Below are 23,129 nucleotides of genomic sequence, written 5' to 3'. Positions count from 1 at the left end.
AGGCGGAAGACTCCGTCGTCCGGCTAACGCCGGTTGGACGAAGGCAGCGTGACAATCTTAACCTAAAGGATCGCCGCGGAGATCGACTATTTGGATAGCGATCGCAAATGGGCAACGACGGCTTCGTGCGGGTCTTTGACGCTCGCCTTGACCCAATCGCCGAGCGAGCCAGCTGGGACGCCCGGCTGCAACGAGGCGAGGTAGCCGGTGAGGAGCGTTTCGCGTCCTGCCTCGGAGTGCAGCAGGAAGTGGACCCACAGCCACGACTCGGCGTAGTCGAGTTGGGTAAGGGCCCCCGCGTCGGTTAGCTGTTCAAGCCGCGGTAAGTTCGGCCGCCAGCCGCCGACGGCCAACTGGCCGCGGAGGTAGTCGAGGTGCATCCGGTTAACGCCGTCGAGGCCGCGGCCGACTTCGAAGTATTCGGCCAGGCCTTCGTCGAGCCACAACGGGATGTTTGGCTTGCTCGCATGGAGGTAGCCGTGCGCGACTTCATGCCGCAGATCTTCGGCGATCGCTTCGCCCCAGCTGGCGTAGACGGCAAGTTCGCGGTCGGTCTCGACGAAGATCGCCCGCCGTTCGGGGAACCCTGGAAAACGGCGCGAGACGTGGCGTTTAAAGTCCGCTTCGTCGGCGAACAGGTGGACGTGAATTTGCCGGTCGCTGGTGGGGGTGCGGAGCCGATCGCTGATGAGCTGCCGCTCGGCGACCAATTCGTCGATGAGGCGGTTTTCGCTCGGCAGAATGAAGTCGGCGTGGAATACCAGTTGGCCGACGGTGACCGGGTGAGCAAGGTAAGCCGCGGCGTCTTTTTGCCCGGCGCCGGGGCGGAGATCGATCGTCCGGTTGCTGCTGAATGATCGACACGCCCCCAGCGCAAGCGTCGCGATCGCGAGCCATGCAGGGATAGGGGGCGTTCGACGCATGCAAAGGCTCGCAAAGCCGCGGAAAACGGCGCTGCTGGCGCCGACATTCGGACGCGGGATTCTAGCGGCCAGCGGCCCTTCGCCGAATGGCAATTCACGCCCAGTAGCCGCGGGTCAACGACCCGCCGGAGCGGTGATGGAGAGACTAACGAAGTAAATCCGCCCAACACTCTTCGCTGAGAATCTTTCTGTACTCGCTCCGGCGGGTCGTTGACCCGCGGCTACCGGCCGGCGGAGATTAATGCGTCGAGTTCTGCCTTCAACCGGGGCAAGATGGCGTCGTAGGGGAACTGGCCAAGCGATTCGCTGCGGCGCTTGAGGTTCACCACCGTTGGGCCGCACCAGAGGCCGAGGTCGGCGTCGTCGGTTTCGCCGGGGCCGTTCACGCGACAGCCCATCACGGCGATCGTGATGGCATGCTCGCTAGCGTAGCGGGTCATCTCTTTCACCTGCTCGGCTAGGTCGATAAACGCCTCATTCTCGACCCGAGAGCAGCTGGGGCAGCTGATGATGTTCAGCGTGCTTAGGCCAAAGTCGACCACCGAGCGGACGCGACCGGCGGCGATGTCGGCCAAGATCTTGCGGCCTGCTTCGATCTCTTCGGGCTTGCGAGGGTTCGAGACAGTCAGCGAGACGCGAATCGTATCGCCGATGCCGCGGCTCAGCAGTTGTTCGAAGGCGATCCGCGTTTTGATGATGCCGTCTGGAGGGAGGCCCGCTTCGGTGACGCCGAGATGGAGCGGCACGTCGGGCCGCCGTTCGGCAAAGCGACGGTTGACCTCGATTACCTTTTGCGGATCGGAGTCTTTCAGCGAGACGCAGTAACGCGAGAAGCCGAGTTCATCGAGAACCTGGCAATGCTCAAACGCGCTGTCGAGCATCGGCGAGATCGAGTCGTCGTGGGCGTAGCGATCTTTCACCGCCGGGTCGACGCTGCCGCAGTTGACGCCAACGCGCATCGCACAGTCGTTGTCGACGGCGATCTGCGCCAGATAGCGGACCTTTTCCTGCCACGGCTTCTCGCGTTCGTGGTGATAGAGGTGGCCGGGGTTGTAGCGAATCTTGTCGACGTGAGGCGCCACGAGTTCGGCGAGGCGGTAGTTCTCTTGTAGGTCGACGGAGAGGTTCGCTTTGGTCTGTTTGCGAATCTCGGCGAGGGCGGTGGCGTCCTTCGTGCTGTCGACGGCCACGCGCACGACGTCGGCGCCGGCGGCGTGCAGGGCGTTCACCTGCTCGACCGTCGCGTCGATGTTTTGCGTGTGCGTCGCGGTCATGCTTTGCACCGCGACGGGGTGATCGGCGCCGATCGCGGTCGTGCCGATGCGGACCGAACGAGTTGGATTGCGAGTGATTTGCACGGTGAAGCGTTTGCCGAGGATCGCGAACTTGGAGCAGTTTACGTTGATTTTACGGCATGCGAATCGAGCGGTCGAGGCGGAAGAATCGGCCACCCGCGTAGTTGGTGCGGCGCTCTAGCCCCGGGCTCTGCCCGGGGGTCGCGCACCACGCCGAGACGCATCGGAGTGCAAACCGACCCCCGGGCGGAGCCCGGGGCTAGTTTCTTGCGCCAAACTCTAGGGCGAGCAGGACGAACGTAAACCCGTTGAACAAGACGTGGCAGGTAATGCAGGGGACGATGCGGTGGGTCCGCTGGTAGGCGTAGCCGAGGATTGCCCCCAGCAGGATGAGCGGGACGGGGGAGACGCCGTGGCCCCAATGAGCCAGACCGAAGAGGGTCGCACTCACGGCGATCGGCAGCCACTGCGTCGGCAGCGGGACGTATGGCAGGACTCGCTCCGGAAGAGAGAGCGTCGGGGGCGTCGCCGCAGCCGCTGCAACTGTGGACGCCGCTGCCTCATCCGCTGCCACTGCCACGATGACGGCTGGCGGTTCGACCGCTTCAGGCGATCCGAGCAGCATATCGGCGCGTTCGAGCCAGCCTTGCAGCACGAGCCGAAACGCCAGCTCTTCGTAGAGGGGCGCCGCCACGACCGCCGTGAAGGCAGCGGCGAGCATCACGCCGATCGAGTGATCCTTCATCAGCCGCTCGATGATCGGATGTTGGTCGGTCGGCTCTAACGCGAAGTTGAGCGCCACCATGATCGCGTAGATCGGTACGAGCGAGGCGGCCCACATGCGGGCGCCGAGCTGCACGTCGGCGAAGAACTGCGCGGCGTCGGCGGGCAGGCCGAGGTCGGTGCGGTTCGCGCGGAACGCGAGGACGAGCAGTGCGAAGCACGCAGCCGCCAGGGTGAGCGTCATTGCCGCCTGGCCCCACATGGCGGCGATCATCGTGCTCGAGTCGATGCCGTAGAAGGCGTTGCTAATCGCGGATCCGGCGATGGCGGCGGCAAGCGACTCGCTGCCGGCGGGGAGCCCGGAGCTCGTGAGCGCGGCCGCGGTGGCGCCGGCGGTGAGCGTGGTTTCAGGTTCGCCGGGGAGCGACTCGCTGCCGCCGGATAGCGCGCTCGTGGCGAGCGCAATCAGCAGCGGGGCGAGCAGCACCAGCGGCGCCACGGCGTTCCACGGCACGATGCGGCGGAGCTCGGCGGGGATCAGCGGCTCGCCGGCGATGTGGCGTTGGAACAGTTGGAAGAGCGTTCCCAGACTGAGCGCGACCGCTGCGATTACGGCGTAGCCCATGAAGTCACCAGGAACGTTGTCGATCGCCAGTAGGTTAAAAGCCACCGGCTCTGCCGGTGGACAAATCTCACATAGATCGCCGCCAACTCGAACCGCGTCCACCGGCGGAGCCGGTGGCTTTGATGAACGCTCAGCCATCCATCCGCTTGAGGACTTTCACCGAGACCCAAATGTACTCCAAGCCGGAGTAGATTGTCAGGATCAACGCGATCCACAGCGTGATGTGCAGCGTCGACGGCACCCAGCCGGGCAGGTCGGCGGCGAAGCTGCGGGAGGCGGCGTCGAACCACTGCAACTGGCCGATGCTGAAGCCGGCGGCGATGCACTGGAACACCATCTTCCACTTGCCGGCCCACTTCGCAGAGAAGTCGCCGCCGTTGGTTTCGATGAAGCTGCGGAGGGCGGTAACGGCGAGTTCGCGGGCGAGGATCACCGTCGCCATCCACGCGGTGACGCTCGACGCGGGCGAGCCGTCGACGAGCTGCGGCGCGGCGGCGAGGTAGATGAACGTGCCGCAGATGATCATCTTGTCGGCGAACGGATCGAGGATCCGGCCGAGCTGCGTCACTTGGCCATACTTGCGGGCCCAATAGCCGTCGACCCAGTCGGTGCTCGCGGCGACGATGAACGTCACCAACGCCGCCGTGTACTGGCTGAAGCTCATCAACCCGAACAGCACCACCGCAAGAATCAGGCGCGAGATCGTCACCATGTTGGGGACGTTCAGCACGCGAGCCTTCGCGGCGGGAAGGGCGGTGTCCGACATGACGGCGGCTCGTTAGGCGATGCGAGGGATGTTGACGGAGAAGCGCTAAGCCGCGAGCGGCTTGGGGGCGGCTTGCCTAGCGAGGTTTGCCGCTCAGTGCTCCTACTAAATCATACTCCTTGCTTGCCACAATTTCACATGGGGCGATCTTGCCCGTCGCCAGTCCCTTGCCCGTGACGTAGACGATGCCGTCGACGTCGGGGGCGTCGGCGTACGACCGGCCGATCCAGACGTCGCGCTCGCCCGGCACGGCCGAATCGATCAGCACGTCCAGCTTGCGACCTTGTTGGCGTTCGTTCCAGTCGAAGGCGATCTCTTGCTGGACGGCCATCAGGATCTCGCGGCGTTCGTCCATCACCTCGACCGGGACGTGATCGGGGAGCTTGGCCGCGGGGGTGTCTGGTTCGAGCGAATAGGTGAAGACGCCGGCTCGTTCGAATTTTTGTTCGGCGACGAAGTCGACTAGCTCGTTGAACTGCTCGTCGGTTTCGCCGGGGAAGCCGGTGATAAAGGTGGTCCGCATCACGAGGTTCGGAATCTTCGACCGCAGCTTGCCGAGGAGTTCTTCGGTCTCGGCCCGCTTCACGCGGCGCTGCATGCGGCGGAGCATCGTGTCATTGATGTGCTGCAGCGGCATATCGAGATATGGCACGATCCGCTGGCTGCCGGCAATGACGTCGATCAGCTCGTCGGTGAAGTACATCGGGTAGAGGTACATCAACCGGACCCAGTCGAGGCCTTCAACCTTCTCCAGTTCGCGGAGCAACTCGACGAGGCGCGGCTCGCCGTAGAGATCTTTGCCGTAGTAGGTGGTGTCTTGAGCGACGATCACCAACTCGCGGACACCGTCGGCGGCGAGCTCGCGGGCTTCGGCGACGACTTCTTCGATGGGCTTCGTGGCATGCTTGCCGCGCATCTTGGGGATTGCACAGAAGGTGCAAAGGCGATCGCAGCCTTCGGAGATTTTGAGGAAGGCAAAGTGCTTGGGCGTGATGCGGAGGCGGGCCGTATCGGGCAGCGGATGAGTCGGGGCTGGTTGGAAGATGTTGCGCTGTTCTTCCAAACCGCCGAGCAAGCGGTCGGCAACCTTCGTGACATGCTCGCGGCCGAAGACGCCGACGAGGTGGTCGATGTCGGGACGCTCGACGAGCAGCGCTTCTTGCTGGCGTTCAGCCAGGCAGCCCGAAACGATGACGCCGCGCAGATCGCCACGGCGCTTCAGGGCAAGCATTTCGTCGATCGCGCCGAACGACTCAGCGCGGGCCGCCTCGATGAAGCCGCAGGTGTTGACCACCGCGAAGTCGGCTTCCTCGGGGGTGTTCACGAGCTTGTAGCCGTCGAGTTGCAGCAGGCCAAGCATCCGCTCGCTGTCGACCAAGTTCTTGGGACAGCCGAGGCTGATGAAGCAGTACTTCCCCTTCACGAACGAAGGATCGGCACCGGCGGGCGCCGCCGGGGCAGGGGGAGTGCTCGGAAGGATAGGCAACTGAGACGACATCGACGACTCCGGAGGACCACTCGGTCCCCGGCCAAAACGGGCGTGGGGCGGCGCAACCCATGATTGTAGACGGAGATCGGGCGAAAGCCAATTGGCTCCGTAGGACCCGCAGAAGCTGTTTAAGTTAACTGTGAATCAGGCGAATTGGCGTCGATCGGGGGGCTAACGGTGTTATTCGTCTGGCCTCTGGCTGCTATCTATCACTGCTCCGGCAGGCCGTTGACCCGCGGCTGCTTTGTCGCTTTTTGTCGCGAAACGCGTGTTTGGCGACATAAATCGTAAGTTGCTTTTGGCGCGTGGGTTACCTGCTTCGGCATTGCGACAATTTGTCGCGACCACAAGCCGCGAGCGCTGTGCGACGGCGGTTTGAATTGCCTTATCGCGCAGCGGCGCCTTGGTAGATCGAGCCTAGCAAAAGTGGTGGCCTAGTTTCGACAACAAACTTCGAAGATTTTTGGTCGGCGAGTCGTCGCTTCAGACTGGGGCCGCCTGGCGAGGCGACTTCCGGACGGTGAAGAATCTCACGGCTGGTTACTGGCTTCGGAAAAGATCCGGCCGTTCGCAGCGAACATTAAATCGATAGATGCGAGTGACAGGGCAAGAAATAGTGCATTAAAATCGTTAACTCATAGAGATCGATGGCGCCGAGGGCTGATCTTCTGATGCGTTTCCCTTCGTTTCTGCTGGTGCTTCTCGCCGCGTGCGGCGCGGTTGGCTGTCAACCGGGCGGCTCGACGCCGTCGGCGGACGTTGCTCGGCAGTCGAGCGAGTACATTGCGTCTTGGGCGGAGATGGGGATGTACCTGCCCGATGCGAAGCAAGTCGCGTTTCTTCGTGAGCACTTCGATGAGTTGCGACCAGAGCTGGTCACCGCGCTCTCCGCTCCGGAATCTGCCGTTCAGCAACGCGCCGCCTATGTCATTGACGAGATCGGCGGTTCCGCGCGGGCGTGCGGCCCCGATCTGCTGCGCCGGTTGCAGGAGAATCCTGAGCGGCTGATTCGGATGTACTTGATCAACGCATTGGGTAGCGTTGGGTACGACGACCCCAGCGCGATCGACGAACTCCAGCGTCGCTACAAGACCTTGAACCCTGAGAACGTGCCGCGCGGCATGTTCGCCAGCGAGTATGACGACGTTGACGAGCGGATTAACGTGGCCGCGGCTCTGTATCGACTCGTACGAGCGGAGGATCGCGCCGAGTACCGGGATTTTGTCATCCAGTGGCTTGAGCCTCCCGGCGACGGATTGAGTAGCCGCGAACTCAACGGCTATACAGAGCGGCGGTGGCATGCGGTGATCGTCTTGGAATACATGCGGGGGGATACGAGGCGATCGAACCGCTCGACAAAATGCGGCAAGAGGAAGACGCTCCGGACTGGGTCGAGGTCCACGTGCCGCGCGTGCTCAAGGCGCTGATGTCGAAGCCGGAGTGAGCTCATTCTTGATTCGGGCGATTCGTAACACGCAGGGCGCTCGAGGAGTCTAAATGGAAGATTTGCGAATTAACCTAGTGACGGCGATCGAGGACCGCTTTGGCATTACCATTCGCGATGACGAAGCCGAGGCGATCCAAACGGTCGGCCAATTGTTATCGTTGATTGAAGCGCGGCGGGCGGCCGCGCGCTTTGCACTGTGTCGTTCGCTGCCGGCCTTCTTGTATGTTCGTCGCAATCTGCGTGACTTTCTTCACCATGCGGACCTTCGCCTGCGCCCCTCCACGCCGTTGGAGCAAGTCATTCCGATAAGCAGACGGCGCCAGTACTGGCGGTCAATTCAACCCTGGGTGGGAGCGGCTCCAGCGTTGGAGCTGCCGCTAGGATTGCGTCGCATTGCGTGGGCGATTTACTTCGTAGCGTTCTTACTCGGGACTTCGACCTTGCTGATCGATGCGAAGTGCCTCCCGCTGGGCTTGATGGCCGCTGCCTGCTTTTCGATTTTACTCAACCTCGCAACTACCCCCTTACGCGTGATTCCGCCGCCGAAGTTTGCTACTGTGGGCGATGTTACGCGGCGTTTTGTCGGGCGCTCGACCGCCGTCAATATGGATATTCGCGACGAAGATTTGCTCTCCACGCTGCAGCAACTTGTTGCGGGCGTGCTCGGGGTCGACCCTGGCGAAGTCGTTCCCGAGGCCAGCTTTGTTAATGATCTCGATCTTGAGTGATCGAGATGGATAACTTCCAGACGTGAGCGCGGTCCTGGAGCCAGCGACGCTGGCAATTGCGGGTAGTCGTCGAGGGCAATTGCAAATTTTTTGGATGCGACAGAAGCAAACTCGCCGCGTTGGCGCTTGGCCCTTCGAAGGTCGTCTCATGCGAGTCAATGCCTGCGATTCGCGGCCACTCCCTATCAATCAGGATGAACCATGACGAAGAATCTGTGTTTGCTCGCCGGAATGATCACGCTCCTGTGGACCTCGGCGCTTAGCTCGCCGGCGTCGGCAGTGACGCTTGAGAGCACTTTCGACGCTGGCCTGGAGGGCTGGACGGGGAGCACTGGCGGAGACTTGGCTTTCGTTTCCACCGGCGGTAATCCGGGCGGATTCCTGCAGCAAACCGATACCGATCTGTCGGACATGTTCGTGACGGCGCCGGCGAGCTTCTTGGGCGATAAGAGCGCTTTTTTGAACGGCACGTTGTCGTTCGATGCGCGCCAAGTCGGCGGCAACGCGGAAAAGTACGCGGCGTTCGGCTTTGTGACGCTCTTCAACGGCGGCAATGCCATCAGTGCCGACATCGCCGGGGCGAATGCACCGTCGAACGACTGGACGACCTTTTCCGTGAACCTCAATGCCGTGGGATTTGAAACGACGCCCGAAGCGGTGGCGGCCGTGCTAAGCAACGTGACGATGATCATGGTCACGCTCGAGTCGCAAATCGGCGTCGCCGAAACGACGGGGATGGATAATTTTCGGATGGTGAGCGTCCCGGAGCCGGCGACGCTTGGCATTGCGGGGCTTGGCTTGTGCGGCGTGGGGTTGCTGCGCCGCAAGCGAGGGTAAAGGTTTTAGGCGGCTACCTGCAGGAAGCATAAATAAAATAGAACTTTGAGGTCCCCTCCCCTTGAGGGGGAGGGTTAGGGAGGGGTGAAAGAAGCGGGTACCAGCGGTCCACCCCCTCCCCAGCCCTCCCCTCAAGGGGGAGGGAGTCGGAACATTCTTAGTCGCGAAGCTTAGGCGTGCATGAGCGCTTTCATCTGGAGGCCAGCGCCTTGCGCGACGAAGCCGACTAGTGTGGAGATCTGATGACCGGAGGGATGAACCCTCCGGCTCGCCGTAGTGCCGCGCGCGATCATGCCGACCGGAGTGGGGGCTACCCCCGGGCGGAGCCCGGGGCTATTGGCGCGGCGACGCCGTGGGTTGGCTTGGGAGGCGGCGAGAGGACGATGCTCAGGATGCCGCCGAGGCAGACCAAGGCGATGCCGATGGCGGAGACCCAGTCGAGCGTGTTGCCCCACACGGCCCAGCCGATAAGGCCGGAGAAGATCACCACCGAGTAGTTGAACGGCGCGATTTGCGACGCGGTGGCATGCTGGTAGGCGAGGATGATTAGTAGCTGGGCGAGCGCCATGAAGACCCCCACGCCGGCTAAGTAACCCCACTCACGGGTCGTCGGCGTGCTCCAATCGGCAATCGCGAACGGGAGCGTGGCGATCGACGCGATGCAGAAGTAGTAAAACAGAATCGTATCGGGGCGGTTCTGGCCTGAGAGCTTGTTGACGCTCACCAGTGCGATCGCCGAGAAGAGGGCGGCCGAGAGGGCGATCAGCGCGGCGGGGTTGGTGAGCAGGTCGGCGCCTGGTTTGATGATCAGCACGACGCCGATGAAGCCGGCGAACAGGCTGACGGCGACCGCGGGGGTGATCGGCGTGCGGTTCCAGAGCCAGGCGACGAGCGGAATGAACAGCGGCGCCGCGTTCACCAAGAGCACGGCGTCGATAAGCGTCATTTCCTTGACGGCCCAGAAGTAGAGGACTTGCGACAGCAAGCCGGCGAGGGCGCGTGCGAGGTGGAGCGGGAACTGCGTTGTCTTGAGATCGGCGAGGCCGTGTCGCAGCGTCCAGGGGAGGAAGAGGACGAGGCTGATGAAGCTTTGGAAGAAGCTGATCGTGGCCGTCGAGACGTTGGCGGCGCCTTTGCCGAAGGCGCTCATCACGGCGACGCAGAAGAAGGCGGCGACGATGAGGAGGATGCCGTAGAGGTGTTGCCGCGACATGAAATGATCTTGGGTTGCTGCGGTTGATTCGATCCGCGGTAGCGACTGAAAACCGCTTCTATTATCCAAATTTCTGGCTCCCTCCCCCTTGAGGGGAGGGCTGGGGAGGGGGTGGATCGCTGGTACCCGCTTCTTTCACCCCTCCCTAACCCTCCCCTTCAAGGGGAGGGGACCTCAAAATTTCTAATCTATTTGTTTCAACCCGCGAACTGGGCCTCCGGCAATCCGCGTACGCCGGGCTTCGCGGCGAACAGGCTGCCGGAGAGGGGGAACTGTTCGAGCTGTGCGGGCGTGAGCGTTTCGCGGGCGGTGGTAATGTAGAGGGTATCGAGCCCTTCGCCGCCGAAACTGCAGCCGCAGGGGCGGGGGACGGGGAGTTCGACCGTTCGTTCGAGGCGGCCGTCCGGCGTATAGCGGACGACCCGCCCAACCGCGTTGTGGACGCTCCAGACATGCCCCTCGGCGTCGACGGTGAGGCCGTCGGGAAAGGCGCCGGTGGTGCGATCGACTTCGGCGAGGGTGCGGCGATTGGAAATGGCTCCACTCGCGGCGTCGAAATCGTAAGCGTAGATCGCGTAGCGGAAGCTTTCGGTGAAGTACATCGTGCGGTTGTCGGGGCTCCAGCCCATGCCGTTCGCGCAGATGACGTCGCTTTGATGTTTGGTGATCGTGCGGTCGGGATCAAAGCGGTAGAGGCCGCCGCAGGGTTGGTCCCAATGCTTGTCGCCCATTGTGCCGGCCCAGAAGCGGCCTTGGCGATCGCACTTGGCGTCGTTGAAACGATTGTCGGGGAGATTTTCTTCCGGGTTGCCGAGGCGAGTGAGCTGGCGCGACTTGAGATCGTAAAACGCAAACTCTTTGCGGAGCGAGAGGACGAGGCCGCCTTGGGTGCGCAGCGCGAGGGCGGTGACTGGTTCCCCGAGGTCGAACGTGTCGGTCGTGCTCGTGGCGGGATGGAAGCGGTGGATCTGGCCGCCGGTGATGTCGACCCAGTAGAGGGTTTGTTCCGCGGGGGACCAGACGGGGGATTCGCCGACGATCGCGTCGTGGCGGCTCACGCATTCTGCTTGAAGGACATCCATGTACGTCTGCTGGAGTACGTAATGCGGGTGGGGAGGCGTTCAGCGGGCCCAGCTTAGCAAGAAGACGCCAACGGCGGCGAGAGCGACGCCGAGCCAACTCACGGGGCCAAGACGTTCGCTGAGGAAGATCGCGGCGAAGATGGCGACCATGAGGACGCTCAGTTTGTCGACGGCGGCGACGCGGGTAGCGTCGCCGATTTTCAGCGCGCGGAAGTAGCAGGCCCACGAGGCGGCGGTGGCGAGGCCGGCGAGCATCAGGAAGATCCAGTTCTGCTGAGTGATGCTGCCGAGCGCGCGGAGCTTGCCCATGAGCGTGAGCGCGACGCCGAGCAAGGCGACGACGACTAACGTGCGGATGAGTTGCGCTGCATCGGGATCGACGCCGCGGACGCCAAGTTTGGAGAGGATGGCGGTGAGGGCGGCGAAGGCGGCGGAGAGGAGGGCCCAGAATTGCCAGTTGTCGGTGAGGTTCATGCCGCACTCGTGGCTGTTGAGGTTTGAAGATTCGAGGCGCACATCAAAGCCACCGGCGGAGCCGGTGGCTTTCATATGCATGGCACGGTTGCTTCGGCGCATAAAAAAGGGCGTCGCCAGTTCCCCCTAAGAGACTGGCGACGCCCCTCCGTGCCCCAACTCGAATCAATGATGTCGATCGGTGTCCAAACGGATCGCTTCGCGTCGTGCGTCCCGGGTTCCGCCGCCGAGCATTCAGGCCGCCGTGAATATAGGTGGCGACGCGTCGGCGGGCAATTAGGTAAAAGCATTAACCGCCAAGGACGCCGAGAACGGCAAGGGATACGGGGAGGATTGAACCACGACAACACGACGAGAGCGAGTCAATTCTCTGACTCGTGTTCCCTTTGCGCCCTTGCGTGAGATTTCAGTAAAACAGGTCTCACGCAAAGGCGCGAAGACGCAAAGGAAATCGCCGACAACTTCTGCCCTCCTTGGCGTCCTTGGCGATTCAGCACTTATCCCGCGGCCCGCATTGCTAGCTCGCCGGTAACTTGTTGCAGATTGGGTAGCCCATACTCGCCGCACTTGTCGCTCATTTTGCGGAATTGCTCGGCTGTGAACGACTTGGCATCGGCCGAATCTTCAGTGACGAGGATCGCCTCTTGGAGCAGCTTGCGATCTTCGGCGCTCTTGCAATGGATGATTTCGTTCACATATTGGAGCGGGAACAGGCTGTCGGTATCGGTAGTCATGGGGAACTCTCCGGGGTTGTTGCTCGGACGACTGGCAGTAACTGCAATCGCGATGCCAGAAGGTCGGCGGCTGGTTTTGCCGGGCATTCTCGCGGGAGGCCGCAGGCGAACCGGCGGTGGTCGATTGGTGTCCGTCGGAGATGCAATGAGTTGAACGATTTGGAATCAGGACGCCTGCCGATGACCGAGCCGAACCCCTCTTCGCGATCGCTCGTGTGGCGCATGAGCCGGCAGGAACTTGTGCTGCTGGTGAGCACCGTCGGCTGGGGCGGCACGTTCCTGGCGACGCAGAAGGGCGTCGCACTCAGCGGGCCATTGTTCTTCGTCGGGCTGCGGTTCTTGTTCGCGACGCTGTTCATGTTGGCGGTGGGGCTGAAGGTCTTGCGCGGCATGACGCGTCATGAACTAATCGCGGGAGGATGGATCGGGCTGACGATGTACTTCGTCTACGCGCTGCAAACTGCCGGGCTGCAAACGATCACCAGCAGCAAGTCGGCGTTCATCACGGCGCTCTACGTGCCGATCGTGCCTCTGCTGCAGTGGGCCGTGATGCGGAAGCCGCCGCGGTTGATGAGCTGGATCGGCATCGCGCTCGCGTTCACCGGGCTGATGCTGCTGGCCGGGCCGGAGCCGGGGTCGCTCGGCATGGGGCGGGGCGAGGTGTTGACGCTGTTGGGGACGTTTGCGATTGCGGTCGAGATCGTCCTCATTGGGCACTTCGCGTCGAGCGTCGACAGCCGACGGGTGACGCTTATCCAATGTGCGGTGACAGCCGTGCTGTCGTGGGGGACGATGCCCCTATTGGGCGAGTCGCTTCCCGGCTTCTCGTGGACGCTGGTAATTATCGCGGCCGGGCTGGGGCTTGTCGGCGGGACGATTCAACTGGCGATGAACTGGGCCCAGCGATCGGTCTCGCCGACGCGGGCGACGCTCATTTACTCCGGCGAGCCAGTGTGGGCGGGGATCGTCGGGCGAATCGCCGGCGAAAGGTTGCCGATGATGGCGATTGTCGGGGCGCTGCTTATCTTGGCGGGCGTCGTCGTGAGCGAGCTGCGGCCGCGGAAGCGGCGCGATGAAGAAGATGAAGAATGCGACAGTGAGTTAGAGCCCGAGGGCGTCGACGGCGAGCTGTGCAACTCTTAGCGGCGAGTTGTTGATTCGCCGTTAATTCGTGCGCTCCAGACGCGCGCCGCGCTCAAGTCCACATGTGACGGCAAGGCATTCCGAGCATTCTGCATAGCTTCGCGCATTTCTAAAAAAGCTTCGCGGCGCGCGTGACAAACGCGGGTTCCTGCTCTTGAATGATGCAGCGGGCGACTCCGATATTGGATGATGTGAGTCATTGGTGGCGCGCTCGCGGTGAGCGACGCGCCGACTTCTCGCCAATTCGAGGTTGCCATGGGTTTGAAGCGTCGCCGTCAACGTTCCGCCAACCGTCACAATCCGCGGTTTCGGTTCGAGCCGTTGGAACGGCGCGATTTGATGAGCGGCAACCAGGTGATTTCGATCACCAGCGGGACCACCTACAACTTTCGCGACGCCGACGGCACGAAGGTCGCCGTGAAGCTGATGGGCCCCGGCAGCGGACAAATGACGCTAACGAACGGCCAGTTGACGGGCGGTTCGATCGATTGGATGACGCTATCGGGGACGACGTCGACGTCGCAGCTGAAGATCACCGCCAGCGGCGGCACGGACAACGGCTCGACGATGAACAGCCTCACCGTGTTCAGCGCGATCAATAGTCAAACGGCGCTGAAGCAGTTCAGCGGCTCGGGGATCACGCTCTCGCCGAACGGCGAAATTTTGCTCCACGGGAATGTGGGCGATAGCTTCGCGATCGACAACGTGGGCGCTAATGCCTTGATCGACGTGGAAGGAACGGTGGCGACGTTCACCGCGGGGACGATGCATTCCAATTCATCGTTGACGACGGACGGCATGATTACCTCGTTGAACATCGTCACCATGAACGCCGGCTCCAAGGTGTTGGCGCCGCAGGTCGGCAAGGTGAAAGTCACCGGGACGGCCACGGGGGCGGAGATTGCCGCCGGCATTGGCGGCATGCAGTCGGTGTTCTTTCAGAGCGTCGTCAACTCGAACGTCTACACCTCCGGCAACATCGGGTCGGTGGTCATTCAAGCCGCCAGTAACGGCAGCGTCCTCGCCGCCAATCGTTCTCCCGGCACCGACAACGTCTTTGGCACGATCGACGACTTTACGATGGGGGCGATGCCCTCCGTCGGCTCGATTGGCACGGTGACGCTCAACGGCGCCGTCAGCACCCTGCAGCTGCTCGCCACGGGGACGGTTGGCGCCGTGACTGTTCCGAATGGACAGTCGCAGCCGACGGTCGTGGACGACGTGATGTCGAGCTTCATTCCGCTGGAGATTGCGCAGGCGGTTGCGGAGGCGACAGGATATGATGACGATGAAGTCTGGATTGCGGTTTTCGGCCAAGAGATTCCCACGCCGGCGCAAGGGGCTACGCCGACGACGGGGGTAAGTTACCACCTGGACGCGGGGAGCCTGAGCCCCGTTGGGCCGAACGGCCAGCCGACGCCGATTCCCATTTCGACGGCGACGCTTGAAGTGGGCATTAACACGCCGAACCAAGCGATTTTGCCAAGTTCCACGATCGCGGAGTGGGCGAATGCTTCGTCGACTTGGGGTAGCAATTTGCAGTTTCCGATTCCGGCGCCAGGCAATCAGTTTACCGGCCGCATCGTGATTTCGGTCGGGGCGCCGGTGCAGGCGCAAGTCAATTCGACGAACGGCAGCGTGTCCGCGCCGAGCGCTTCGAGCTCCACCGATCCGAGCACCGGCACGTTCTACGACTTCCTGGAATTCACCGTCACGAACACGGCCGGCGTGCCGAGCCTCGATATCGATACGTCGCAGGTCGATGCGTTTGGCTTGCCGATGACGCTGCAGTTCTTCAAAGACGTGCAGGCGACGCAGCCGTTCAATGCTGGGTTTACCGGCGTGACGACGAACTTGAGCAATGTGGTCACCGTTCTCCAAGGGATGAGCGGCCTGAAAGTCGGCCAGGTCGTTACTGGAAACGGGATTCCTACGGGCACGCTCATCGACAGCATCAACACGGGAGCCGGGACGATCAAGCTGAGCGCGGCAGCGACGGCGACGTCGTCGGCGCAGGGCGCATTGTTGCAGGCGCTCAATGGCGGGCCGGTGGGGGTCGACGGCACGCGCAACGAGATCCTCCACAACGAGAGTTTGTACTCCTTGGCGGAGTTCCTGAATCAGGAAATAGGCGCGGGGCATACCGGGGCACGGCCGTTCTTGCAATCGGCGTCGCCGTTTGAAGTTGCCGGCGGGGTGCCGATTACGGGCGTGACCACGGCCAGCAGCACCGTCACGATTACGACCGACAGCACGGCTGGGTTGGTCGCCGGCTACCAGGTGTTCATTTCAGGCGTCCAGGGCGCCACGGCGGCCAACGGGTTGTTCACCATTGGCAACGTGACGGCGAACACCTTCACGCTCAACGGCTTGACCTCCGCGGCCACGTATGTCGCCGGCGGCGAGTGGTCGCTGGCGATCACCGGCGCGAGCAATCCGGGCGCCAATCAGCCGATTGTGATCACCGCCAGCAGCACCGCCGGCTTGCAGCAAGGCGATCTCGTGGAAATCTCGGGCGTCGCCGGCAACACATACGCTAACGGCTTCTACTACATTTCGAATGTCACCGCCACGACGTTCGAACTGGACGGGTCGGACGGCAGCTCCGCAAACGCTTATACGAGCGGCGGAACATGGCGCGTCTACGAGAGCGGGACGAGGCTCGTGTCGCCGAAGGACATCGTCGAAGCGCTTCCCAACGCGCAGTCGTCCAATAAGCTCAACAATTACTACAACGAATACATCGACCAGTTCTTTTTGAAGTACCTGCCCTCGAGTCAATACGTCACGTCGGGCGGTCAGAACGTTTACGGCGGCGGGGATGTGTTGCAAATCGAGTCGACGGCGTCCGGAAGCAAATTGACCTACAGCGGGACGGTGAAACAAATTGCCGGCTTGGGTTACGTCTTGTATCTGACGACGCCCAGTGAAGCGACGCCCTATTTGGTCTTCTATCCGTTTACGGCTTCAAACCTACCGAATCCCACCGACTACGTTCCGCTATTTCCCACCGTCGCTGCGCCGACTTGGCTCGTGTGCGCGGGGCTGGAGGGGCAGTCGGCTTCGCAGATGCTCTTCGCGTGCGACGGCTTCTTTGCCGACAACACGTTCCGCGCGGAATACTACAAGAGCAACAACCTGCCATCGTACTGGTCGGCGGTGCTCGGCGATTTGGAGAACTCGATCGCCGCGGCGTTTAATCGCGGCATCGCTCTCGAGCCTGGAACCAGCTGGGGCGACCGCTCGACGTGGTTCCAGCAAAATAGCGGCCAGAACGGAAATTATAACTACTGGGTCCAGTATTGGCACGAGTCGGGGCTGGCCGTCAACGATCTAGCGTACGCCTTCCCGTACGACGACAAGTACGGCAGCAGCACGAATCTGAACGTCGCCAACGTTGGATTGGCGCGGGTGCTGCTCAATTCGTGGAGCGCGTCGCAGCTACCATCGACGACGACCTTCACCACCATCCCGGCGAGCGCCCAGCAGGGGGGGCCGATCACGCTGAAGGCGCACGTCGCGCCGTCGGGCGCGAATCCGACGCCGACCGGAACGGTGACGTTCTTTATCGACGGCGTGGCGATCAATTCCAACGACTTCAGCTCCTCGCCGCCGTGGCAGCCGGTGACGCTTGACGGTAGCGGCAACGCGACGATCAGTGCGACGCTGCCGGCGCTGGCCGACGGCAGCACGACCCACACCTACACGGTGACCGCGGTCTACTCGGGCGACGTGGATTCGGCGCCGAGCATCGCGAGCCAATCGCTCAAGCTTGTCGGCGTGAACGGCGACTTCCTGATGACGCTGAATCCCGATTTGGGCCCCCTCGGGACGTCGGTGAATGTCACGGCGACGCTGCCGGGGCATGAGTTCAGCGGCACGGTGACCTTTAGCGCGTCGTTGAGCGACGGTAGCGGATCGCAGCAGTTGGGGCCGCCGGTGCCTGTGTCCGGGCCGATGCTCAATACGAATATTACGATCCCCAGCAGTCTGCTCACCTTCACGGGCGACATGTTAAGCGGCCACCACACGATCACAAATATTTCCAATGCGGTGAATTTGGAAGTGGGGCAATCGCTCACCAGTCCGCAATTTACCGGCGGCCAAGAGATCACTGGGATCACGATGCCGAGCGTTACGCTCGATAAGTCAGCATTGCTGACCGGAACGGTGACGTTTATCTCCAACGGAGTGACGTTCACGGCGACGGCGACCAAAAATTCCTTCCAGCTTACCGGCATTAATACACTGAATGGACTGACTCCCAGCGCGGTCACGCAGGTGACCGGCAACAGCCAATTGCTCCAGGCTAGTACGACGATCACCATGCTGAACTACGGCTCTGTCACCGTACAGGGGACGGCCAATACCACAGCGACTGGCGCGTCGTTCGTCAGCGACGGCGCTCTCACCGTATTCCCGATCACGGCGCACTTCGTGCCGCTGGTCGGACAATCGTACACGGCCTTCATGGGATACGAGGGACCCTCGGCGTAAGTTGTTTCGAAGAAGCGCTGGTGGCGAGCGACTGCGGGGCGGCCAAAGGATCTCAAGGAGTAACTGCAAATGTTAGATGCGTGAGTTGCAAGCAACCTGTAAATTGCCGCGCAAAGCAAGTTGGCATACGTTAGTGGCATTCTTAATGCTCAACCTATTCACGCATCATCATGTCGCTTCGCTTATTCCTTTGGTCACTGACCGCTGCCTTCGCCGGGTTCTTGTTCGGCTTCGATACGGTCGTCATGTCGGGCGCCGAGAAGCCGATTCAAGACCTGTGGCAACTCAGCCCGCAGTTGCATGGCATCGCGATTGGCTCGGCGCTGTGGGGAACCGTCATTGGCTCGGTGGTGGGACAGTGGCCGACCGACCGCTACGGTCGGCGGGCGACGCTGATTTGGGTCGGCGTTTTGTTCATCGTGTCGGCCGTGTGGTCGGGACTGGCGCCAGACGTTTACTCGCTGATGATCGCCCGCTTCCTGGGCGGGCTGGGCATCGGCATCTCGACGGTGACGGCGCCGCTGTACATCGCGGAGATTTCGCCGCCGGCGGCGCGCGGACGGCTGACGGCGCTGTTTCAGTTCAACATCGTGCTCGGCATCGTCATCGCCTACGCCTCGAACGCGGCCCTTGCCTGGATCGGCGACGATGCGTGGCGGTGGATGCTCGGCGTCGCGGCGATTCCGTCGGTCATTTACACGATTCTCGCCTTCGCGGTGCCAGAGAGCCCACGGTGGTTGATCGGTTTGCGGGGGCAGCGCGACGCTGGGCTCAAGGTGTTGCGGATAATCCGCCCCGAGGCGAGCGATACGGAACTCGCGCATGTCGCCGACGAGATTGAGCAATCGCGGGCGGAGGAATCGTCGACCGCGGGGTTCTGGTCGTGGCGGTTGCGAACGCCGATCATGCTGGCGTTTCTCGTGGCGTTCTTCAACCAGATGTCGGGCGTGAATGCGATCCTGTATTTCGCGCCGCGGATTTTTGAGTTGGCGGGGCATGAAGCCCAAGCGGCGCGACTCACGTCGATCGGCGTCGGCGTGACGAATCTCATGTTCACGTTCGTCGGGTTGTGGCTGATCGATCGACTTGGCCGGCGGACGCTGCTGTTTATCGGCTCGCTCGGCTACATCGCGTCGCTGGGGCTGTGCTCGTGGGGCTTTTACTCGGGCAACTCGAAGATCGTACCGGCGTGCGTCTTTGCGTTCATCGCCGCCCACGCCATCGGACAAGGGACGGTCATTTGGGTGCTCATTGCCGAAGTCTTCCCGAACCAATTCCGCGCGGCGGGGCAATCGCTCGGCAGCTTCACCCACTGGATTTTCGCAGCGCTCGTGGCGACTTTCTTCCCAGTGGCGGTCGATGCGTTCGTACCGGGAACGATCTTCGCGTTCTTCACCGGGATGATGGTGCTGCAACTCGCCTGGGTCATCTGGCTGGTGCCGGAGACGAAGGGCGTGCCGCTGGAAGAGATGTCGCGGCGGTTGGGGATTGAGGGGTAGGGCCGAGGCAAAATTGGCTCTTGAGGTTCCCTCCCCTTGATGGGAGCAACGAGCACGGTCGCCAGTGGCGACCGTGCGCAGGCGGTAGTCAGTGCGAAGCACCGGGTTAGGGAGGGGTGAGAGGAGCGGGTACCAGGATTCCACCCCGTCCCCAGCCCTCCCCTCAAGGAGGATTATGCAACTGCTAGCAGCGTCTTGAAAAGAAGGAGTCCGCGTTCCACCTTGTCGGTAGCAAACCCCTGACAAGGAGAGTTTTATGGAACGCGAACTCTGGCTGGCACTTTACCTATTAGCGCGCGGATTGGACAAGCGTTGGGGAAGTTGGAAGTACTCGACGGCGGAGATTGTGGCGGTTTACTTCTGGGCGGTGGTGCACGATCGGCCGACGAGTTGGGCGGCGTGTGCCGAGGAGTGGCCGGCTGATCTGCGGCTCGATCCACTGCCGCCGCAGAGCACGCTCAGTCGACGACTGAAGCAGGCGGACGCCGTGGAGTTGTTGACGGCGGTAGAGCAGCAACTGCTGATCTTAATTGGTTTAGGGCGGCAGTGGATCCACATCATCGACGGCAAGGCCTTGGCGGTCAGTCCGATCAGTCAGGACCGGGACGCCGCCTGGGGTCGCGGCGCGAAGGGGAAGCAGAAAGGTTACAAGCTGCACGCCGTGTGGAATGGAGGGCCGTTGTTTACGACGTGGTCGCTCGCTCCGATGAACGTGAGCGAGAAGACCGTCGCGCGTCAGTTGTTCGAATCACTGCCAGGCGGCGGTTATCTGCTGGGAGATACGCAGTACGACGCGAACGGGCTCTACGATGCGGCGGCGCAAGCCGGGTTTCAACTCGTCGCCAAGAAGACGCCCAGTCGCGGTCGCAACGGCCTCGGCCATCGTCGCCAAAGCCCGAGCCGCCTGCGATCGATCGAACTGTTGGCCACGCCGTTCGGCCGCGAGCTCTATCGCGAGCGTGGCGCCATCGAGCGACAGTTCGGCGTCTTGGCAAGCACCGGAGGAGTCTTAGCCCCGCTGCCAGCCTGGGTGCGACGCTTCCACCGAGTCCGACATTGGGTGCAAGCCAAATTCATTCTCAACGGCCTCCGGTGGATCAAAATCCGGCAACCGGAACTGCTGGCACTTGCATAATCCTCTCAAGGGGGAGGGAGCCAGAAGTTGAATTGAAGCGTGGGCGTTGCGAGCGGTGGCTTCTGCCGGAGTGGAGGCCGACCCCCGGGCGGAGCCCGGGGCTATTTGATCGCTTCGACGACGAGCAGCGTTTCGTCGCGCGTTTCGAGGCCGCGGAGCGCTTCGACGGTGCTTTCCTTGCGGACGGCGTCGCGGATCGTTTCGAAGCCCGCTTCACACAGCCGGCGGTGGAGTTCTTCGCGATCGTAGAGCCATTTGTGCTCCCACTCGCGGAACGCAATGTTGATATTCTCGGCACGCGTCTGAATGTGTTCGTAGCCGTACTTTTTCATCCACGGCAGCCGCCAGTCGTTCTCGGCGTATTGTCGGACGACGTCGGCGAGGTCGGGCATGCCGATGCGGAGGATGCCGCCCGGCTTAAGCATCCGGCGGCACTCTCGCGACAGAGCAAGTCCCTCTTCGACGGTGAGATGCTCCATGAAGTGTTCATGGAAAATGTATTCGACCGTGCCGTCGTGGATTGGCAGCGAATGGCGGAGGTCCCACGAGACGTCGACGATCTCGGACATAGGATCGCGGTCGACGTTAACCCATCCGGGGAAGTGAACCTTGCCGCAGCCGATGTGGAGGCGGTAGGGGGCGTGGAATTTTTTGAGGGCTTGGCACGCGGCGCGGAAGTCGCGGTCGTAGTCGGTTTCCGGCGCGGCGGGTTGATTGATCGGCGTCAGAGCGACGCTTGCGGCCGACGCTGGCGAGCGCGTCGGTTGCGGGCGGCGATCGCGGCGGAATTGGCGGAGAACGGATTTGAGCGACATCGCGGCGCCTCTCGACGGCATGGACGGTGACGACAGGCGAGCCAACGCCTGCGGAGCGCCCGGAAGTAGAGGAGTTCGCCGGGTGCGAGTCAATGTCGATCGAGTTGCCTAGTTTCGCTATCCTCTCCGAAGTCTTGCGACGAGTGGGAAAACGTAAAGACGCCGCGGTTCCTCCTGAACCGGCGGCGCCTTTGCCCCTAGCGGACGCGCTTGCTCAGGGCGCGTCGTGCTCCTCGCACTTATAGACCATGCCGTCGCCGACGGCTTGATAGACGCCTCGCCCGCGGACGAGGAGGTGGCGGCCGTTGGCTAAGGTGACGACGGTCGACTGTCCCCGCCGCGGGCCGTGAATGCGAAGCTGAACCGCGTTGCCTTGCTCGTCGAAGGCATTGATCCATTCACTCTGTTTCATTGCGGACGAACCCATCTCAGTAGCTCCAACAAAGGCGGAAACTGATTTGCCATGTCCGCTGAAGGGAAATGCACGCCGCGTGCCAAGAAGTGGCCCATTATGGATGGAATACTCCATCCTGGACGGCATAAACGGACCGCCGAGGTGGTTGATTGCCGACCGGGGCGCTCAATCGGCGATCAGTGCCGGATAATTCGACAGCCTTGGCAGCGTTAAACAGCCAGGGGAGCGCCGATTAGGCGGCGGCTCGGCGACGGGCGAGCGAACGCTCGACGAATCGGGGCGGCTGGGGCAACATTTCCGCGAGTTGGCGGTTCGATTCGCGGTAGAAGTTTTCCAGGAAGGCCCGTGATTGCGGCGGCATTTGCGACGCTGACTTCCCGACGAAAACGTCGGCCAAGTTCGCCTGCGACCAGTCCCAGGCTGGCATGCCGAGGAACTCGAGCACGCGGTTGAGGGTCGCGGTGCGGTTGAGCTTGAGATCTTCGCTATCGAGCACCAAGAGCTGCGAAGACGAAAACGCGTCGATGTAGCGCCGCAGCTGTTGAGCGTACAGCCCTAAGTAGAGCAGGCTGCACGTCAGGTGTTGGTTGCGGCTCATGAACTCCGCTTCGCGGCGAATGGCGAAGTCGAAGTCTTCGAACTCTTCATCGAGCCGCGGGAATTCGTTTACCAGCTGGTCGGGCGCATAGCGCTCGCGATGCAGGCGATGGTAGAAATCGGGATCGTACTCCAACTGTTGGCGATACATTCGCCAGGAGGAGTAGGCTCGCTCCACCGGATCGCGGAGGGTGACGATGAGTTTTACTTTGGGGAACGTCTCGCGGATCCGCCCGCACGCCACCGGTGCCGCGAGGTATTGCGGCGAGGCCTCGAAACGGAGCTTGCCGTGGGCCTGCTTTTCGTCCCAGTTGGAGAAGTACCAATCCATCCCCTTGGTGTACATGAAGTCGCTGCCGAAGAAGTCGAGCTCCTTCTCGCGCGATGGCGCCATGCGGGGGTGTTGGGCAAGATAGCTAAACAGCGCCGAGGTGCCCGCTTTCTGGGCCCCAATGATCAGGACGGTTGGCAGCCGTTTCGCGTTGTAGTAGCGGAAGGTCGCCCCTCGCCATGCTGCGCTAAGTTTGCTCATCCGTGACCAGCGTCTCGAGGCGTCTGTGGTGGCGATTCGCCTTCCTGGCGTAGTTGCCTAGACAGTTTCCATCGTCATGCGCAACGACGTGCGCCAAAATCTTTCTAAAGAATTGCGTTTCCCCGAAACATCTGGCTGGAGAATCGGCCTATCCCCGTCA

The 23,129-nt window shown here is 62.2% G+C and carries 19 protein-coding genes; 7 read left to right on the top strand and 12 right to left on the bottom strand.

Annotation, left to right across the window (positions count from 1 at the left end):
* Window positions 1-86: 86 nt before the first annotated feature.
* From ACQY7R_RS04755 to rimO, 5 genes are all read right to left on the bottom strand, one after another.
* Window positions 87-923 carry a hypothetical protein gene (locus tag ACQY7R_RS04755; RefSeq protein ID WP_428304446.1) on the bottom strand — a complete coding sequence of 279 codons (837 nt, stop codon included), beginning with the start codon at window positions 921-923 and terminating at the stop codon, window positions 87-89.
* Window positions 924-1,144: 221 nt separating this feature from the next.
* On the bottom strand, window positions 1,145-2,281 hold the full coding sequence (gene ispG / locus ACQY7R_RS04750; RefSeq protein ID WP_428304982.1) for a (E)-4-hydroxy-3-methylbut-2-enyl-diphosphate synthase: 1,137 nt from the start codon (window positions 2,279-2,281) through the stop codon (window positions 1,145-1,147).
* Between the two features lie 196 nt (window positions 2,282-2,477).
* On the bottom strand, window positions 2,478-3,611 hold the full coding sequence (locus ACQY7R_RS04745) for a lysostaphin resistance A-like protein (RefSeq protein ID WP_428304445.1): 1,134 nt from the start codon (window positions 3,609-3,611) through the stop codon (window positions 2,478-2,480).
* Between the two features lie 85 nt (window positions 3,612-3,696).
* Complete coding sequence (gene pgsA, locus ACQY7R_RS04740) at window positions 3,697-4,332, bottom strand: CDP-diacylglycerol--glycerol-3-phosphate 3-phosphatidyltransferase (protein WP_428304444.1); 636 nt, start codon at window positions 4,330-4,332, stop codon at window positions 3,697-3,699.
* 76 nt (window positions 4,333-4,408) lie between these two features.
* Window positions 4,409-5,830: a 30S ribosomal protein S12 methylthiotransferase RimO gene (rimO, locus tag ACQY7R_RS04735; protein WP_428304443.1), complete on the bottom strand. Its 1,422-nt coding sequence runs from the start codon at window positions 5,828-5,830 to the stop codon at window positions 4,409-4,411.
* 662 nt (window positions 5,831-6,492) lie between these two features.
* Between rimO and ACQY7R_RS04730 the strand changes: the two genes are divergently transcribed.
* From ACQY7R_RS04730 to ACQY7R_RS04720, 3 genes are all read left to right on the top strand, one after another.
* Window positions 6,493-7,248 carry a HEAT repeat domain-containing protein gene (locus ACQY7R_RS04730; RefSeq protein WP_428304442.1) on the top strand — a complete coding sequence of 252 codons (756 nt, stop codon included), beginning with the start codon at window positions 6,493-6,495 and terminating at the stop codon, window positions 7,246-7,248.
* Window positions 7,249-7,318: 70 nt separating this feature from the next.
* Entirely contained in the window at window positions 7,319-7,996 is a 678-nt protein-coding gene (locus ACQY7R_RS04725; RefSeq protein ID WP_428304441.1) for a hypothetical protein, read from the top strand.
* A 201-nt stretch (window positions 7,997-8,197) separates the two neighbouring features.
* Window positions 8,198-8,833 (top strand): PEP-CTERM sorting domain-containing protein, encoded by a 636-nt coding sequence (locus tag ACQY7R_RS04720; protein WP_428304440.1) that lies wholly within the window; start codon window positions 8,198-8,200, stop codon window positions 8,831-8,833.
* A gap of 310 nt (window positions 8,834-9,143) precedes the next feature.
* Here the strand turns inward: ACQY7R_RS04720 and ACQY7R_RS04715 are convergent, their stop codons facing one another.
* From ACQY7R_RS04715 to ACQY7R_RS04700, 4 genes are all read right to left on the bottom strand, one after another.
* Window positions 9,144-10,046: a DMT family transporter gene (locus ACQY7R_RS04715; protein WP_428304439.1), complete on the bottom strand. Its 903-nt coding sequence runs from the start codon at window positions 10,044-10,046 to the stop codon at window positions 9,144-9,146.
* 197 nt (window positions 10,047-10,243) lie between these two features.
* Entirely contained in the window at window positions 10,244-11,128 is an 885-nt protein-coding gene (locus ACQY7R_RS04710; protein ID WP_428304438.1) for an SMP-30/gluconolactonase/LRE family protein, read from the bottom strand.
* A 39-nt stretch (window positions 11,129-11,167) separates the two neighbouring features.
* Window positions 11,168-11,683, bottom strand: a complete 516-nt coding sequence (locus ACQY7R_RS04705) for an EamA family transporter (protein WP_428304437.1) — start codon at window positions 11,681-11,683, stop codon at window positions 11,168-11,170.
* Between the two features lie 416 nt (window positions 11,684-12,099).
* Window positions 12,100-12,336: a hypothetical protein gene (locus ACQY7R_RS04700; RefSeq protein WP_428304436.1), complete on the bottom strand. Its 237-nt coding sequence runs from the start codon at window positions 12,334-12,336 to the stop codon at window positions 12,100-12,102.
* A 180-nt stretch (window positions 12,337-12,516) separates the two neighbouring features.
* Here ACQY7R_RS04700 and ACQY7R_RS04695 point away from each other — a divergent pair, with 180 nt between their 5' ends.
* From ACQY7R_RS04695 to ACQY7R_RS04680, 4 genes are all read left to right on the top strand, one after another.
* Window positions 12,517-13,479: a DMT family transporter gene (locus tag ACQY7R_RS04695; RefSeq protein WP_428304435.1), complete on the top strand. Its 963-nt coding sequence runs from the start codon at window positions 12,517-12,519 to the stop codon at window positions 13,477-13,479.
* 255 nt (window positions 13,480-13,734) lie between these two features.
* Complete coding sequence (locus tag ACQY7R_RS04690) at window positions 13,735-17,976, top strand: beta-1,3-glucanase family protein (protein WP_428304434.1); 4,242 nt, start codon at window positions 13,735-13,737, stop codon at window positions 17,974-17,976.
* A gap of 170 nt (window positions 17,977-18,146) precedes the next feature.
* Window positions 18,147-19,475 carry a sugar porter family MFS transporter gene (locus ACQY7R_RS04685; protein WP_428304433.1) on the top strand — a complete coding sequence of 443 codons (1,329 nt, stop codon included), beginning with the start codon at window positions 18,147-18,149 and terminating at the stop codon, window positions 19,473-19,475.
* A 256-nt stretch (window positions 19,476-19,731) separates the two neighbouring features.
* Complete coding sequence (locus ACQY7R_RS04680) at window positions 19,732-20,610, top strand: transposase (RefSeq protein WP_428303583.1); 879 nt, start codon at window positions 19,732-19,734, stop codon at window positions 20,608-20,610.
* A gap of 101 nt (window positions 20,611-20,711) precedes the next feature.
* Here ACQY7R_RS04680 and ACQY7R_RS04675 read toward each other — a convergent pair whose 3' ends face one another.
* From ACQY7R_RS04675 to ACQY7R_RS04665, 3 genes are all read right to left on the bottom strand, one after another.
* The gene (locus ACQY7R_RS04675) at window positions 20,712-21,425 is read right to left on the bottom strand and encodes a class I SAM-dependent methyltransferase (RefSeq protein ID WP_428304432.1); all 714 of its coding nucleotides are present in this window, start codon (window positions 21,423-21,425) and stop codon (window positions 20,712-20,714) included.
* A gap of 214 nt (window positions 21,426-21,639) precedes the next feature.
* Window positions 21,640-21,852, bottom strand: coding sequence for a hypothetical protein (locus tag ACQY7R_RS04670; RefSeq protein WP_428304431.1), 213 nt, complete (start codon window positions 21,850-21,852; stop codon window positions 21,640-21,642).
* A 220-nt stretch (window positions 21,853-22,072) separates the two neighbouring features.
* Window positions 22,073-22,969: a sulfotransferase domain-containing protein gene (locus ACQY7R_RS04665; RefSeq protein WP_428304430.1), complete on the bottom strand. Its 897-nt coding sequence runs from the start codon at window positions 22,967-22,969 to the stop codon at window positions 22,073-22,075.
* Window positions 22,970-23,129: the final 160 nt, after the last annotated feature.

Source organism: Lacipirellula sp. (assembly GCF_965279485.1).
Taxonomy (GTDB): domain Bacteria; phylum Planctomycetota; class Planctomycetia; order Pirellulales; family Lacipirellulaceae; genus Lacipirellula.
This window is presented reverse-complemented; position numbering and strand designations above follow the sequence as displayed.